Source organism: Synechococcus sp. RC10A2 (genome assembly GCF_047502605.1).
Map to the genome: position 1 here is coordinate 1 of NZ_JANSHP010000034.1, position 15177 is coordinate 15177.

12 protein-coding genes, 1 pseudogene and 1 riboswitch are annotated in these 15177 nt (G+C 61.0%); of the genes and pseudogenes, 7 read left to right on the forward strand and 6 right to left on the reverse strand.

What is annotated here, in order from left to right; translation table 11 throughout:
* A partial coding sequence (locus tag NW848_RS03570; protein ID WP_414510461.1) for a hypothetical protein occupies positions 1 to 180 on the reverse strand: 180 nt, incomplete at its 3' end.
* Between the two features lie 177 nt (positions 181 to 357).
* Here NW848_RS03570 and NW848_RS03575 point away from each other — a divergent pair.
* A complete protein-coding gene (locus tag NW848_RS03575; RefSeq protein WP_414508935.1) occupies positions 358 to 3096 on the forward strand; it encodes a valine--tRNA ligase in 2739 nt (912 codons plus the stop codon).
* A gap of 254 nt (positions 3097 to 3350) precedes the next feature.
* A complete protein-coding gene (locus tag NW848_RS03580) occupies positions 3351 to 3665 on the forward strand; it encodes an RNA recognition motif domain-containing protein (protein WP_011429415.1) in 315 nt (104 codons plus the stop codon).
* A gap of 91 nt (positions 3666 to 3756) precedes the next feature.
* On the opposite strand, the gene cobN is transcribed toward NW848_RS03580, so the two are convergent.
* The 5 genes and pseudogenes from cobN to NW848_RS03605 all read right to left on the reverse strand — a co-directional run bounded on the left by cobN (position 3757) and on the right by NW848_RS03605 (position 8261).
* The gene (gene cobN, locus NW848_RS03585) at positions 3757 to 5961 is read right to left on the reverse strand and encodes a cobaltochelatase subunit CobN (RefSeq protein ID WP_414402672.1); all 2205 of its coding nucleotides are present in this window, start codon (positions 5959 to 5961) and stop codon (positions 3757 to 3759) included.
* A gap of 389 nt (positions 5962 to 6350) precedes the next feature.
* The gene (locus tag NW848_RS03590) at positions 6351 to 6629 is read right to left on the reverse strand and encodes an SBBP repeat-containing protein (RefSeq protein WP_414510462.1); all 279 of its coding nucleotides are present in this window, start codon (positions 6627 to 6629) and stop codon (positions 6351 to 6353) included.
* Positions 6609 to 6900 (reverse strand): annotated as a pseudogene (locus NW848_RS03595) (IS630 family transposase); the annotation flags it as partial. The pseudogene NW848_RS03595 and the gene NW848_RS03590, both read right to left, overlap by 21 nt.
* A complete protein-coding gene (locus tag NW848_RS03600) occupies positions 6891 to 7337 on the reverse strand; it encodes a hypothetical protein (protein ID WP_414508934.1) in 447 nt (148 codons plus the stop codon). The gene NW848_RS03600 and the pseudogene NW848_RS03595, both read right to left, overlap by 10 nt.
* A gap of 390 nt (positions 7338 to 7727) precedes the next feature.
* Complete coding sequence (locus NW848_RS03605) at positions 7728 to 8261, reverse strand: DUF4079 domain-containing protein (RefSeq protein WP_011429413.1); 534 nt, start codon at positions 8259 to 8261, stop codon at positions 7728 to 7730.
* Positions 8262 to 8450: 189 nt separating this feature from the next.
* On the opposite strand from NW848_RS03605, the gene NW848_RS03610 reads away from it, so the two are divergent.
* From NW848_RS03610 to NW848_RS03630, 5 genes are all read left to right on the forward strand, one after another.
* Positions 8451 to 8942, forward strand: a complete 492-nt coding sequence (locus tag NW848_RS03610; protein ID WP_099812449.1) for a phycobilisome linker polypeptide — start codon at positions 8451 to 8453, stop codon at positions 8940 to 8942.
* Between the two features lie 188 nt (positions 8943 to 9130).
* A complete protein-coding gene (locus NW848_RS03615) occupies positions 9131 to 11494 on the forward strand; it encodes a polysaccharide deacetylase family protein (protein ID WP_414402671.1) in 2364 nt (787 codons plus the stop codon).
* 260 nt (positions 11495 to 11754) lie between these two features.
* A complete protein-coding gene (gene hisIE / locus NW848_RS03620) occupies positions 11755 to 12450 on the forward strand; it encodes a bifunctional phosphoribosyl-AMP cyclohydrolase/phosphoribosyl-ATP diphosphatase HisIE (RefSeq protein WP_414402670.1) in 696 nt (231 codons plus the stop codon).
* Between the two features lie 40 nt (positions 12451 to 12490).
* Positions 12491 to 13078: a DUF1997 domain-containing protein gene (locus NW848_RS03625; RefSeq protein ID WP_414402669.1), complete on the forward strand. Its 588-nt coding sequence runs from the start codon at positions 12491 to 12493 to the stop codon at positions 13076 to 13078.
* A 45-nt stretch (positions 13079 to 13123) separates the two neighbouring features.
* A riboswitch (Fluoride riboswitch) is annotated at positions 13124 to 13224 on the forward strand.
* Positions 13225 to 13343: 119 nt separating this feature from the next.
* On the forward strand, positions 13344 to 14984 hold the full coding sequence (locus tag NW848_RS03630; RefSeq protein ID WP_414402677.1) for a cation:proton antiporter: 1641 nt from the start codon (positions 13344 to 13346) through the stop codon (positions 14982 to 14984).
* Positions 14985 to 15177: the final 193 nt, after the last annotated feature.

The following is a 15177-nucleotide window of genomic DNA, read 5'->3' on the forward strand; positions in this document are numbered from 1 at the left end:
CAGAAAGATCAACTGGTAGTAATCCGTACTGAACATATTATACATTATTTTCAGTTCAGTATAGTTGAGCTTATTATTGACTAGAGTCATGCTCTTCCAGTCCTGTTGCGCCAAGGCAGGGATCCCAGGGGATAGAGCCATCAGGGCCATCAGTACCGTTGCCGTCAATGATCTGAACATAACGCCGTACCCAAACGCTGAGGATGTCAGTACCCTAGCTCGGAATCCCTCTCTAGCTGTGTGATCGGGGTCAAGACCGATGGGCCACTCTACCCCGAAGGGCAAAGGAAAGGGTTGAACTGCTACTCTATAAAGATAAAGTGATTCATCCTTCTCAGCCGTTGGCCTATCCTCCCTATGACTGCTGCAATTTCCTCCGCCAACCTGCCCAGCCAGTACAACCCCTTCGAGACCGAGCCGAAGTGGCAGCGCTTTTGGGAGGAAAAGGGGTTTTACGTGGCGGATCCCAAGGCGCCGGGGGAAGCCTTCAGCATGGTGCTGCCCCCGCCCAATGTCACGGGCAGCCTGCACATGGGCCATGCCTTTGCCTTTACCCTGCCAGATGTGGTGGTGCGCTACAAGCGCATGCGCGGCTACAACGTCCTCTGGCTGCCGGGCACGGATCATGCCAGCATTGCCGTGCACACCATTCTGGAAAACCAACTGCGCCAGGAGGGCAAGAGCCGCTTTGACCTGGGCCGCGAGGCTTTTCTAGAGCGGGCCTGGGCTTGGAAGGAGGAGTCGCAGGGCACCATCAAAAGCCAACTGCGGCGGCTGGGCTTGTCGCTGGACTGGACACGGGATCGCTTTACCCTCGATGAGGGGCTGAGCCGAGCCGTTACAGAAGCCTTTGTCCGCCTCTACGAAGCAGGGCTCATCTATCGGGGCGAGTATCTGGTCAACTGGTGTCCGGCCACCCAGTCAGCGGTCTCCGACATCGAGGTGGACAACAAAGAGGTCAAGGGCCACCTCTGGCATTTCCGCTACCCCTTGGCTGCCGACCCCAGCCAGTACCTGGTGGTGGCCACCACTCGCCCTGAGACGATGCTAGGGGATACAGCCGTGGCGGTCAACCCCCAAGACGAGCGCTACCGCCATCTCATCGGCCAGTTCATTCGGCTGCCCATCAAGGATCGCCTTATCCCCATCATTGCCGACGAGTATGTGGATCCCACCTTTGGGTCTGGATGCGTCAAGGTTACCCCAGCCCACGACCCCAACGACTTTGAGATGGGCCAGCGCCACCAGTTGCCCTTGATCAACATCCTCAACAAGGACGGCACCCTCAACGAGAACGGGGATCCCTTCACCGGCCTGGATCGCTTTGTGGCCCGCGAGAAGGTGGTGCAGTGGTTTGCTGAGCACGGCCTGCTGGAGAAGGTGGAGGAGTACACCCACAGCGTGCCCTACAGCGACCGCGGGGGTGTGCCCATTGAGCCGCTGCTCTCCATTCAGTGGTTTTGCGATGTTTCTGGGATGGCGGCCCGCTGCTTGCAGGAGGAGCGGGAACACCACAACCCCCGCTTTATTCCGGAGCGCTGGACCAAGGTTTACACGGGCTGGCTGGAGAAGCTGCGCCCCTGGTGTATCTCGCGGCAACTGTGGTGGGGGCACCAGATCCCGGCCTGGTATGCGGTCATCGACGGCCAGCTCCCTGAGGATCCGCAGGCTTTTGTGGTGGCCCGCAACGCCGAAGAGGCGTGGGCCAAGGCGCGGGAGAAGTTCGGCCCCGACGTGGAGCGGCTGGAGCGGGATCCCGATGTGTTGGACACCTGGTTTAGCTCGGCGCTGTGGCCTTTTTCCACGCTGGGCTGGCCGGAGGAGACGGAGGACTTCAAGCGCTACTACCCCACCTCCCTGATGTCTACGGGCTTCGACATCATCTTCTTCTGGGTGGCCCGCATGGCCATGATGGGAGTGCAGTTTACCGGCCAGATCCCCTTCAAAGATGTCTACATCAACGGCCTGGTGCGGGACGAGCACGGGGCGAAAATGTCCAAGTCCAAGGGCAACGGCATCGATCCCATCGAGCTTTTGGACAAGTACGGCACCGACGCCCTGCGCTACGCTTTGGTTAAAGAAGTGGTGGGGGCCGGCCAGGATATCCGCCTGGCCTACGACCGCAAGACTGGCGAGAGCGCCAGCGTCGAGGCGGCCCGCAACTTTGCCAACAAGATCTGGAACGCCTCCCGCTTTGTGCTGCTGAACCTAGAGGGGCAAACCCCCGCCCAACTGGGATCCCCGGCTCCGGAGGCGCTGGAGCTGGCCGATCGCTGGATCCTGTCGCGGCTGCACTCCACGGCCACCCAGGTTATTGAAGAGCTGGAAGCCTACGGCCTGGGCGAGGGGGCGCGGCTCTTGTACTCCCTGATTTGGGATGACTTTTGTGACTGGTACATCGAGCTGGTCAAGCCGCGGCTGCGGCGGGAAGACCCCACCTCCAAGCGCACGGCACAGCAGGTGTTGGCCAGCGTGCTGGAGACCATCCTCCGGCTGCTGCACCCCTGGATGCCCCATATCACCGAAGAAGTCTGGCAGCTCCTCACCCAGGCCAACCAAGCCACCTCCATCTCCGTCCAGCCCTATCCCACCCCCGACCCCAGCTGGGTTAACCCGCAACTGGAGCGGGAGTTTGGCTTGGTCACCCAACTCATCACTAGCCTGCGCAACCTGCGAGCGGAAGCTGGCCTCAAGCCCCATCAGACCATCACTGCCCTGCTGGTTACCGAGGATCCTGAGGAGCAGCAGATTCTCACCGCCGCCCAGGCCTACATCCGCGAGCTGGCCAAGGTGGAGTCCTTAGAAATCACGGGATCCCTGGCCAGGGATCCCAAGCAGGTGGCGGCTGCCGTAGTGGGCACAGTGCAGGTGGTGGTGCCCCTGGCAGGGCTGGTGGATGTGGAGGCGCTGCGGGCCAAGGTGCAAAAAGATCTGGCCAAGCTGCAAAAAGAAGCCCAAGGGATCCGCGCCCGCCTGGAGAACCCCAATTTCCTCAGCCGGGCCAACCCCGAAGTGGTGCAGGCCAGCCGCGAGCAACTGGCGGAGCTGGAGGCCCAGATGCAGCTTTTGCAAGCCCGCATGGAAAAGTTGGGCTAGAGCAGTGGGGAGCGCTCTCCTTGGCGGCTCTTGCCCTGGGCAGCCGACTTTCGTAGCCTCGAGCTTAATGGCACCGGCTATTTTTGCGAAATTGCAGTGGCCATTCCCCATCTCTGTGTTACGATAAGGCTTAGCTCGAGATAAATGTCGGTTGTAGCGTTCGGTTCTTCCGGTCTGGACGGGTTTTCACGTTTTGTATTGGCAGACGGCTCTCCGAATATCTCGCTTGTTCCTCTCTCTTTCGGAGATCGTCGATGTCGATTTATGTAGGTAACCTTTCCTTTAAGGTGACGGAAGCGGAATTGACCGCTGTGTTTGCCGAGTACGGTTCTGTGAAGCGGGTGCAGATCCCCACCGACCGCGAGACGGGCCGCATCCGCGGCTTTGGGTTTGTGGAAATGAGCTCTGAGGCCGAAGAGCAGGCTGCCATTGCCGCTCTGGATGGCGCGGAATGGATGGGCCGCGACCTCAAGGTCAACAAGGCTCGCCCGCGGGAAGAACGCCCCACCTCCGGTTTCCGCTCTGGTAACGGCGGCGAGCGGCGGCGCAACTTCCAATCTCGCTATTAACTCGCTATTAAAACGTCAACCCCTCACCCCCGGCCCCTCTCCCAGAGGGAGAGGGGGGTTGGGGATCGAGACAACGAGCCTTTTCTTGCAACTAAGCCGGCGGTTTGTCCGGCCAGGGCTCTGTCAGGTCAACGGCTAGGGGATCCCAGTCCCAGCCCCAGTCGCGGGCAATGGCCTGGGTGAGGCCCAACTGGCCAGCGCCCGGGTAGCGGGCCAGGGCCAACAGGAGATCCACCAGTTGCTCGCCAGTGGGGGTGCGGCCAAAAATGTGCAGCCCATCCCGGATCTGGGATTCTTTGAGCTCGCAGAGGTAGCCATCGAGGCGGCCCCAGTCTTCCTCTTTCTCCAGGTTGAACTGCCAGTCCAGCTGCTCTCGGCGAACCAGCTCTTGGATCTGGGCGCGAATCAGGGGGCAGCGGCCCGGATCCATCTGCTGGGCCTCGTAGTACTCGTCCATCAGCCGCTCCAACTCTGCCAAGGGGCCGTAGAGCTCGGCGCGGGTCAGGGGCGGGGTGAGGTGGTCGAGGATCACCGCTTGGGCCCGCCGCTTGGCCTGGGATCCTTCGCCGGGGTCGTTGACGATGAAAGGATAGAAGTGGGGCAGAGGCCCTAGGGCAATTTCTGGGTAGCAGGTGGCGGAAAGGGCGGATCCCTTGCCGGGCAGCCACTCCAGGTTGCCGTGCTTGCCCACATGCACCACCGCGTGGACGCCGAACACCTGGCGCAGCCACAGGTAAAAGGCCAGGTACTCGTGGGGTGGCACCAGATCCGGAGCGTGGTAGTTCAAAGAGGGATCCCGGTCGTAGCCCCGCGGCGGCTGGATCCCGACAAAAACGTGCTCCAACTGCAGGCCGACAATGGGGATGTCGTGGGCAGGCGGATCCCCCCACTGCCGCAGCAGATCGCCTTGGACAGCGGCAGGCAACTGGGCAAACCACTCCCGATAGAGGGCAGCCGGCAGCACCTGCCGCGCCGGGCGTAGGGATCCCAGCGGATCATAGGTTTGGCCCTGGGTTAGCCAGCGGATGAGCTCATCTCCGCTCTGGGGCAGTGGACAGGCGCGGTAGCCGGCTTGCGCCAGGGCTTTGAGGATCTCGACGCAGCTTGCCGGTGTATCCAACCCTACCCCATTGGCCAGCCGCCCATCCCGGCTGGGGTAGTTGGCCAAAATCAAGGCCAGACGGCGCTGCTCGGCAGGGGTGCGCCGCAGCTTTACCCAGTTGGCCGCCAGCTCGGCCACAAACGCCACCCGATCCGGCACGGCCTCATAGGCCATGATCTCCGTCTGCAGGCGGGGATCCCACTGTTGAACCGTCTTGAACGAGATGGCCCGGCTGAGGATGCGCCCGTCCACCTCTGGCAGCACCACGTTCATGGCCAGATCCCGCGCCCCCAAGCCTCGCGTGGCGTTCTCCCAGCGCTCCCGCGACCCGCTGCTCAAGACCACCTGCACAACCGGCACATCCAGCTCCTGCCAAAGGCGAACATCGGGCTGCTCGCTCTCCAGCCGAGCGAGGGAAAAACTGGTGGTGTTCAACAAAAGTTCAATTTGGCCGCCGAAGTGCTCCCGCATGGCCTGGGGCAAGTCCGGCTCCTGCAGGCTGTAGGTATAAAGACACAGCGGCTGCAACCCCCGCTCCTGCAGGGCTTCGGCCAGGACATCTATGGGCTGCGTATTCCCCGCCAAAACATGGGCCCGGTAGAGCAGGATCCCTACCTTGGGGGCGTGGGGATCCCTGGGCAGGGGGGGATGGTAGATCCCCAGGCGGGGCAGCACCTGCGGCTCCGGCACGGCGTACTCCTGCCCCAGGAACTCCCTGGCCAAGAGTTTCAAGCAGGCCGCCACATTGGCCGCCCCCCCTTCCAGCCAGTACTGCCACACCCGGTCTGCCACCGCTAGGGGCACGGTGGAGTGGCTGACCAAATCCCAGTCGGGGCGGTCATCCCCAGGGATCACAATCAGGGTGGATCCCGCTGCTGCCGCTACCTCTTTGGCCACCTCCAGGCCATAGCTCCAGTAGGCCCTTCCCCCCAAAAGGCGAAGGAGCACCACCTGGGCCCGCCGCAACACTTTCTCGGCGTAGTCGTCGATGCTCAGGGGCTGTTGCAACTGCAGCAAATTGGCCGCCCGCACCGCTGGAAAATCAGCCGGCAGCAGCCGCATCGCCGCGCTCAAGGCCGTCAGATCCGTGTCGGCTGCCGACAGGACAACGATGGGGGCCGGATCCTGCTCCAGGAAAACGACCCCGCCTTGCGAAGGATCCCATCCCCCTGGCAAAGCGGCTATCCGATGCATAGAGCCAGCGCCAAGCGCTCCGCCAGTAACTTCTCCTCAGCGTACACCTCAGCTTAGCGACCGTACTTAAGCACAAAAGCAGCCTGCCCGCCGGCGCTGGTCTGGCCGGGGAAAGTTCCCTGGTTGACACTCCCACCCAGGGGATTCTTACGCAGCCCAAAATGGACTCGCGAAGGCGCTGTCAAGACGCCCCTAGACAGTCCTTTGAGGCATAACCTCAAAGTTCTGCTTACTTCGGACTTAAGTTCCTCCAGGTTAGTTATTGCCGCGCGGGTTTTGCACCGCAGTAGGTTGTTTTCCTGGAGAAGCTCTGTACTAACTATAACAAAGAAGCAACTAAAGTTGCTCAAGGGCTTTTCCGCCCCGCACTCAAGTACGGGGCTACCAAGCTATCCTCTTGTGTACTTGCGCAAGAAAACATCGCTGCTCCCCGCCGAGCTTTGGCCAAAAAAGTTTCCCTCGGTTACCCCTGCCACCCAAACATTTCCCTGGGCATCAATCGCGATGGCGCGGGCTTCGTCAGAGGAAGGGGTGCCCAACTGGCGCAGCCAAGGGCCGCGACCACACCCAAAACCTAAGCCGACACAAGCTAAGCCGCCCAGAACTGCTCTAGCCAGTGCCTGTCTCCTGCTCATAGGCCCTCTTTTCCGAGCTACTCCCCGTTTCATTCCCTCCCACACCCCTGTCTGGTCGAGGGCAATCAAATCCTCCGCTGGAATATCCCTGACTTCTTGACTATAAGCTAGTCGTTCTCTTTGCACCTCTTCTTCTTGGTCTCTCGCACTGCGGTAAGTCTTTTTTTAGAGTCATTCCTTGCTTTTTCAAGAGATTGTGTATCGTGACGGTACTCACATCAATCGCTAAGCCCTCCCGCAAGAGTTCTTGATACTGCCACAGGTAGAAGTCTGGTTGTTCCGCAATAATTGCCATCACTTTCTTGAGAATCTTCCCTCAAAGCGATCCCCGCCCGGAAGGGCTAGGAAGAGCTGAAAATCCTCTTCCCTACCATTGTGGGAGGTAGCTGTCATTAGCAAGAAATGGCGCGTTAGCTGGGAGAGCAACTTACCTAGCTTATAGCGCTTGGTTTCCTTGACTTCTCCGCCGAAAAAAGAGGCCGAGAGCTTGTGAGCCTCATTGACAGCAATCAAATCCCAATCTGTTGCCTTCAGCTTTTCTTGCAGCGCCTCATCTCGGCTCAGTTTATCCAGCCGGGCAATCAGCAAAGGGATCTCTTGAAACAAATTTCCCGTTCGCGCAGCTTCAATCCGCTGCAGCACTAGGCTGCCAGGACAGACAATGAGACAACGGTGCAGATTGCCGCGAATCAAGAGCCCCGCCATAACTCTCTTGCCGGCGCCGGGATCTTCAGCCAGCAAAAAGCGCAGCGGCTGCCGCGTCAGCATTTTTTCATAGACGGCGCTAATCTGGTAGGGCAGAGGTTCCGCCAGGGAGGTATGAACTGGAAGTAGGGGATTGAAAAGTGGGCTAGACGAATTCGTTAGGCTTCGGAAACCAGCGGGAACAGAGCCTCATCTCCCTTGAAGTTCCAGAAAAATCCCTCGGCTACAACTTCTGGGGCCGTCTCTTTGTCCCGAAACACTCCCCCGACTAAAGTCGGGGGATTCCTACGCAGTCCACAAGCGGACTCATCAAGTCGTTGTCAAGACGCCCCTACACAGTTCTCTAGGGCAAAGCCCTAAGGTTCTGCTTACTTCGCTGAGCAACGCCCCCACCCCAGGCACTGGAAGGAAGAAAGCCGGGATCGCCTACAGAGATAGGCCCAGCTTCAGTCCCAGCAAAGCATGGGCGAAGAGCACGCAGAGGATGAGGCTGCCTAAGTAGGCATGGGTGGTGCGCAGGGCCTCGCGGTTGCCCCCAAAGCCACTTAGGGACAGGGCACCGTTGGCTGCCAACAGCAGCAACACCAGGGATCCCGTCCAAAAATGGGGGCTGCTCAGCAGGGGCTGGCCCTGCATGACCAAGGAGAGAAGGCCGCCGGTGTAGCCTAGGGCAATGAAGGTGGCCATCCAAGGGGCCAGCTTGCGGTGATCCCAAAGCGGCTTTTGGGCCGATTCCGGCAGGGATCCCTCGGCTGCTAGGCGCAAGACCCGCCCCCGCCAGCCGGTCAGGCCGACAAAGCTGCCCATGACCACTACCACAATGCCCATCATCAAAGGATGTCCCCATTGCACGATTGGCTGGGGCAGGTTGAAGCCGGCAAAAAACTGGGCCACTGGCTGCAAGGCGGCCGTCAACCTCTCCGAAGTTGCCGACAGATCGGGCAGAGCCACACTCAGCATAGGGATCCCTCCACCTTCGGGACAACTACAACTTCTTAACAAATCTACAACAAACCCACTTTCGATGACAGATGCCGGCGGGAAGCTTCAGGGGGTGCAGCCGCAACGGTAAAATGTCTAGCGGTGAAGCCGTGGTCGGCCACAGATCTTCGGCTGCCGCCTGCTGATGAGCAAAACGGAGTTATTCACATGGCCAAGTTGTTGTTGGGGGATCAGTCCTTTGAAGTTGAGCTGCTGACGGATGTGCCCACCAATTGGCCTGGAATTAAAGTCATGTCCAAGGGCGCCAAACTGGATATCCCAGCAGGAACAGTGGTGAGGGTGGAGTCGGAAGATGACCATGTAACCGGCTCTTACAAGGTGGTTTATCGTCTGGCTCCCGCCTATCCTCGCAGTTGGCGGCTGCTTCTGGAGCGGGAGAGTGCCGCTGCACCGCAAGCGGAAGCGGCTCCAGCGACCAAACCTGCTCAGGTTGCCCCTTCGGCAGCCTCGTCCCTGCCCAACAGCGACAAGATCTTCACCATCAAGGTAGCCGGTCTGGTGGGAGGGGGCGTGCGCAAAAGCGTTGTCGAGTACAAAGTGCCCTTCAGCCGCCTTTCTCAAGAAGTAAAGCGGATTACCCAAAGGGGGGGCAAGATCGTCAGCATTACGGAGTCCAATTTGTTGAGCAACCTCGACTAACTTGCCTGGAAGGCATCTGGGGCGGTGGGCTTTGGCTCTGCTGCCACTTCTATGGGCTGGGGTGCTACCTGGGCGAGGAAAGGGATCCCTGGGCGTTTTGGAGGGAACCACGGGCAAGGGCTTCCCTATCCCCAACCAGGAGATGGGGGTGGTAGACTGACGTTGGTTTTGCCGGTGAGGAGGAGGACATGACGTCTCGACAGCCGCCGACGCGCCGGGGCGGCCATCCAGTTCCTAGGGCAAAAAGGGGATCCCCCTTCCTGGGCCGAAGTCTTTCTAGCTCTGCGCAGCGACCGCCAACCCAGTTGCGCTTCCGGCTGCTCCGCTTCTTGGCTTTGTTGACCACAGTGCTGGGATTTGGGACGGGAGCCCTGGTGGCCTGGGCCACTGCCCATCCTGGTTGGGTGAGCCGCCTGTCGGGGCTGCTGCCACCCCCAGCCGAGTTGCCAGCGCCTCGGGCCGAGGCCAAGGCAGCCCGACAGCGCCCGCCCCTCCCCCAACAGCCGCAACTGCAGCGGGATCCCTTTGCGTTGGATCCCTTGGCCAGCCTCTCCTACGTGCCCGCCATCATGTATCACGATGTGGTGGCCGGCCGCAAAGAGGTTTGGTTTGACACCACGGCGGCGGAGCTGCGACAGCACTTTGAAGCCATCAAGCAGGCGGGGCTGATTCCCATCCACATCGACCAGCTTTACAAACACCTGCGGGACGGGGATCCCTTGCCGGAGAAAGCCATTTTGCTCACTTTTGACGACGCCTACCTGGGCCTGTACGAGAACGCCTACCCCCTCCTGAAGGAGTACAACTACCCCGCCACCTACTTTGTGCAGACCGGCTTTGTCGGCGTGCCCACCAGCAAAGATCACTTCACCTGGGATCAGATGCGGGAGATGGACGCCAGTGGGTTGATCGACTTTGCCGCCCACACCGTTAACCATCCTCCCGACCTGCGGGTGCTAGACGACAACCGTCTGCGGCGAGAGGTGTTTGACTGCAAGACCAAGCTGGAAGAGGAGCTGGGCCACCCCATCCACTACTTCGCCTATCCGGAAGGCAATCGGGACGAGCGGGTAAAGCAATACCTGGCCGAGGCGGGTTACTGGATGGCCTTTACGATGGATCCCGGCTTTACGGGACAGTCGCCCAACTTGCTGGAGGTACGGCGCTTTAACCAGTTTCGCATCACCGAGGCCATCATCGGCGCCCGCACCTTCACCCTCAGCCGCAGCCCCGACTACTGGCTGGATGTGACTCAGCCCCTGGCCCCGACCGATGAGGTCATTGACGGGGTGAGGATCCTCACCATCCGCGGCGGACGGGCAGCCACAGTGCACGCAGAACGGCGCTACGAGGTAAGGACCCTAGTCCAGCGCTACCAGGCCGATGCGGGCATTAACGGCAGCTTCTTCTCCATTCCCTGGATTAACTCCGCCAGCAACGTCATGGTGGGGCCGGTGATGGCTGCCAACCACAAGACCTTCATCCCCGGTCGCCCCGAAGACGACAAGGTGGTGCGCGGTCGCCCCCTGGTGCTGCTGGGCAGGGATCGGCTGCGCTTTGTGCCTTTTGATCCCGACACGATGACTCAGCTCGACAACCTTCGCCAGCTCATGCCGGATGTCACGGACCTGTTTGTGGCGGGCTTGTGGCTGGTCAAGGATGGCCGGGCCCTTTCGCCAGCGGAGATTGACTCGTTTCGCCTCTCTAGCGCCGCCGAGTTCCGACCCCGCGCCTTTTTTGGGGTGGACGACCAGGATCAGGTGGTAATCGGAGTTACCAAAACCCACGTCAACGCCGCCATCCTGGCTAGCCTATTGCCCAAAATCGGGATCCGCGAGGCGGTGCTGCTGGACTCTGGCTTTAGCACTTCGTTGGTTTACCGAGGAGAAATTCTGGCCACTGGCCATGCCGGCCCCAACCAGCCCAGCCGCCCGGTGCCCCATGCCATTTTGCTCTACGACCTAACCCGTTTGTGGAGGGAGGATCCCCAGCAGCAGGCAAGCGCCAACTCTCCCGGCAGCCGGCTGGAGGGGCTGGTGCAGTTGCTCCCCAGCGGCGACCAGGAAGTGGCCAAGGCGCAGCTGGAGAGCATCCTGGCCGGCCAGCGCACCCTCAAGCGGGGGGAGCGGGGCCCGGCCGTGGTGGCGGTGCAACTGGGCTTAAGCCGCCTGGCCGCTCAGCAGGGACGGCTGGATCTGCTCCCCTCTGGCCCCGATGGGGTGTATGGCAATGAGGTGGCCCAGGCAGTGGCAGAGTTGCTGTTGACCGATCGCGTCAGCGGGACGGAGTCCTTAGCTGGGGGCGGTGAGACGGGATCCCCGCAAACAACCCCCACTCCCCTGGTGGCGGGAACGGCAACCCTGTCCCGATCGCGTCCGTGGGACGGAGTCCTTAGGGTGGATGCCATCGATGCTCAACTGCTGCAACGCTTACTGGAGCGGGTTAATCTCGCCCCAGCCTCTGTGTTGGTGGATACCCGTCTGGAGCGGCCAACTTGGCCTCTGGAGCGCAAGCCGACCCGGAAGCTGCTGCCGAGAGCGGCTCTGGATTGACATACTCCCCACAGCCATAGCTGCAAAGAGTTGGTGAGCGCAGCGATTTAACCTCAAGCTGAGGCCAAAGCCAGGCTAGGCCCCCCTGGTTTGCAGGGTGAAGTTTCTCCCGGCAGAAGCCAGGCTGGTCGCGACTGTTGCGCGTGAAAGTGGCCGAGCGGGGTTGGGATCTGGGGGGAGTGAGAGATATCCTTTCTGGGGCGAGTTCTGCTATCCTGCTTTCAGGAATCTTTAACCTTTCTGATTTTCTGCCGCCTTTGATGGTTGTTGCTTCGGCCTCTCTTGCTTCAGCAAATCTGCCCCGCACTCTTCTGCCGGCGGAGATCGCCCATCTAGACAACCTCAGCTACAACGAACAGGGTTTGATCCCGGCCATCGTGCAGGACTACCTGGACGGGACGGTGCTGATGATGGCCTGGATGAACCGCGAGTCGCTGCAGAAGACTCTGGAAACGGGCCGCACCTGGTTCTGGAGCCGCTCCCGCCAGGCGCTGTGGCCCAAGGGGGAAACTTCTGGCCACGTGCAGTGGGTCAAGCAAATCCGCTACGACTGCGACAGCGACGCGCTGGTTATCTTGGTGGAGCAGGTGGGAGAGGCGGCCTGCCACACAGGGGCGCGAAGCTGCTTCTTCCGCACTCTCCCCGAGAAGGAAGGGGATCCCATGCCGGCCGCCGATACCCTGTCGCAGGTGTTTGCCGTGGTCAAGGCCCGCCAGGCGGATCCCCGGCCCGATTCCTACACCAGCAGCCTGCTGGCCAAGGGAGACAACGCCATCCTGAAAAAACTCGGCGAGGAGACGGCTGAAGTGGTGATGGCGGCAAAAGAGGGAGACAAGGCAGCCCTGGCCCGCGAGGTGGCGGATCTCTGGTACCACTGCCTCGTGGCTCTTGCTCACTATCAGGTAGATGTTAGGGATGTCTATCGCCAGCTCCAAGCCCGTCGTTCCCCTCAGTGAAGGTGCTCTGTCCAAGGGAGGGGAGCCGCTTTTGGAGGAGATGGATCAGCCCCCAGCCAAGACCCCCTTGGAGTTGCAGGCCGGGCGACGGGGCCAGGTGGATCTGGAAACCGATCGGGAGACGTTGGCTTGTTACCTGCGGGGCCATGGCCAGTGGATCCAGCGCTGCTTCCAGCCGTTGCGAGTGGAGCCCCTCTCTGCTGAAACCTACAGGCTGCAGTTCTTCCGCATGGGCGGCCTAGGATTTGAGCTGGAGCCCAGCTTTGGGATCAAGATTTGGCCGGAGGAAGATTACCTATTTCGGCTGACTTCCATTGAGCTGCCGGGGGATGCTGCCCTGCCCTACTGGGTGGATTGTCGGGCCAGCTTCCGGCTGGAAGAACTACCGGGATCCCTGGCCACCACCCGCGTCCACTGGGATCTCCAGCTGAATATCCGGCTGCATTTGCCCAAGTTTTTGCAGGTTCTGCCGCGCAAGTTGGTTCAGAAAGTGGGCAGCCAGGTGGTGCAGCAGGTTACCCGCGGCCTCAGCGATCGCTTTACCCACAATGTCTGCAGCGATTTCTATGGCTCCATTGGCCGTTCCCATCACCCCTATCGCTTGGTTGCGGTGGAAGATGGGGCGTGATATGGTAAGGGGCACATGTGTTGCGGGCAGGCTGCTTGGTCCTTCCCGGCAACGGGCGATGGGGTTCGCCGCAACCGCCTCAGGCAGATCCTAGGGATAAAGTTTCTCTAAGACTTAGAGCTGGGGCTGATGACTCCTACTCTTCTGGGCAGATCCAGGGAGTGGGAGTCTTTGATGTTGAGTTCTCACCCCGCAGAAACGCGAACGGCTTTTTCTCCCTGGGCTGCCCTTCAACACGCGGACGGCGAGGAGAGAGGTTTTGTTGATGCTGGGCAGTTGGCTGTGGATCTTGGGGATGGGCTTTTTTGTCGGCCAGATCCTGGGCCGGCTGGGAATGCCGCCGCTAGTGGGGATGATCCTGGTCGGGATCCTGTTGCAAGAGGTCTTGTCCCCAGAGCTGTTGGCGGCAGCCGGGGATCTGCGCTTGGTGGCCGTCACGATTATCCTGATGAAGGCCGGGCTGGGGCTGGATCGGGAAAAGCTGGCCCAGCAGGGATCCGTGGCGCTGCGGCTGGGGTTTTTGCCGGCAGCCTGTGAGGCGCTGGCGGTGGCGCTCTTGAGCCGCTGGATCCTGGGGTTGGACTGGCCTACCGGTTTGCTGTTGGGCTGCGTGATTGGGGCGGAGTCGCCGGCGGTGATCGTGCCGGGGATGTTGCGCCTCAAGAGCTTGGGCTGGGGGGTGGCCAAAGGGATCCCGGACGCCATTTTGACCGGCAGCGCCCTTTCCGACGTGCTGCTGCTGTTGGGCTTTAGCCTGTTGCTGAGCTTTTTGGGGCAGGGATCTCCAGAGGGCCTTCGCCTGTTCGGCCTGGAGCTGTCGCCGCTGCAGTGGCTGCCGTTCCAGGTGGGGATGGAGATCCTGCTGGGGGTGGCCATCGGCTACCTGGGGGCGCGGCTTTTGGTGGCGCTCCTGGTGCAGCAGAACTGGACGCGCAACAGCACGCAAGAGGTGTTGCTGGCAGCCTGCCTGGCGCTGGGCCTGGTGTTGGCGTCGCAGGTGTGGCCCTATTTTTCCGGCTACCCGGCGGTGATGGCCCTGGGGTTTTTTCTCGTCCAACTGGATGGGCCGCTGGCGCGGCGGCTGCGGCTTGGGTTCGACGCCCTCTGGACGGTGGCGGAGATCGTGCTGTTTGTCCTGCTGGGGGCCTCTTTGGATCTGCAGGTACTGGGATCCCTGCTCTTGCCCGGCTTGCTGCTTTTGACCCTGAGCCTGCTGTTGGGCCGGGGCCTGGGCTGGTGGCTTTCCACGGTAGGGAGCAACTGGAACTGGCGGGAGCGGCTCTTTTTGCTGCCGGGCAACATGGCCAAGGCCACGGTGCAGGCGGCCATCGGCGGCATCCCCTTGGCCCAAGGGATCCCTGGCGGAGAGACCATCCTGGCCATAGCGGCCTTGTCGATTCTGGCCACAGCACCCCTAGGGGCTTGGCTGACCCAGGTCTTTGCCCCTCGCCTGCTGGAAAAAGGGGAGGTGGATCCCACCAAGGTGGGCAGCCAGGGCAAGGTGAGCTTCTTGGCAGCCGTCGATACTTCTCCCTTGGCCGAGGCAGTGCTGCGCAAGGCAGCGGATCTGGCGCGGCGGCTGGACGGGGAAGTGATTGTGCTCCATGTTACCGACGAGCCGCAGGGGAAGAGAGTAGAACAGTTGCGGCAGCTGGCCCAGCGCCTCTTGGCCGACATTCGCCACGAATTTTGCCTGGCCTCCGGGCCTTTGGCAGAGACCATCGTGGGCCTAGCCCAGGAGCGTCAGGTTACCGATATAGTCATGGGCAAGCGGGGCCAGCGCGGCTGGGAGCAAGTATTGCTGGGATCCACTTCGCAAGCGGTGTTGGAGACCAGCCCCATCCCGGTGATTTTGGTGGAAGAAGAGGAGTTCGGGAAAGCCAGAATTGACACTCCCACCGCCTAAAGGCGGGGGATTCTTACGCAGTCCACAAAAGAACCCGTAACGGCGTTGTCAAAGCGCCTCTAGACAGTTCCTTCACGCAAAGCCCCAAGGTTCTGCTGACTTTCTTAAGTAGGTTGGTGGCAGCATTCGCCTCAGCCTAGAGGGTCTCCACCCGTCGGGTTTTTCACCATAATTAGGTAGCTCATCTCCATCT

Bases quoted from the DNA above. Each gene is read 5' to 3' on its own strand.
- NW848_RS03610 (WP_099812449.1), top strand. From the start codon at position 8,451: ATGGCCAAGTTGTTGTTGGGGGATCAGTCCTTTGAAGTTGAGCTGCTG.
- cobN (WP_414402672.1), bottom strand. From the start codon at position 5,961: ATGCATCGGATAGCCGCTTTGCCAGGGGGATGGGATCCTTCGCAAGGC.
- NW848_RS03630 (WP_414402677.1), top strand. From the start codon at position 13,344: ATGCTGGGCAGTTGGCTGTGGATCTTGGGGATGGGCTTTTTTGTCGGC.
- hisIE (WP_414402670.1), top strand. From the start codon at position 11,755: ATGGTTGTTGCTTCGGCCTCTCTTGCTTCAGCAAATCTGCCCCGCACT.
- NW848_RS03625 (WP_414402669.1), top strand. From the start codon at position 12,491: ATGGATCAGCCCCCAGCCAAGACCCCCTTGGAGTTGCAGGCCGGGCGA.
- NW848_RS03580 (WP_011429415.1), top strand. From the start codon at position 3,351: ATGTCGATTTATGTAGGTAACCTTTCCTTTAAGGTGACGGAAGCGGAA.
- NW848_RS03575 (WP_414508935.1), top strand. From the start codon at position 358: ATGACTGCTGCAATTTCCTCCGCCAACCTGCCCAGCCAGTACAACCCC.
- NW848_RS03615 (WP_414402671.1), top strand. From the start codon at position 9,131: ATGACGTCTCGACAGCCGCCGACGCGCCGGGGCGGCCATCCAGTTCCT.
- NW848_RS03605 (WP_011429413.1), bottom strand. From the start codon at position 8,261: ATGCTGAGTGTGGCTCTGCCCGATCTGTCGGCAACTTCGGAGAGGTTG.
- NW848_RS03590 (WP_414510462.1), bottom strand. From the start codon at position 6,629: ATGAAACGGGGAGTAGCTCGGAAAAGAGGGCCTATGAGCAGGAGACAG.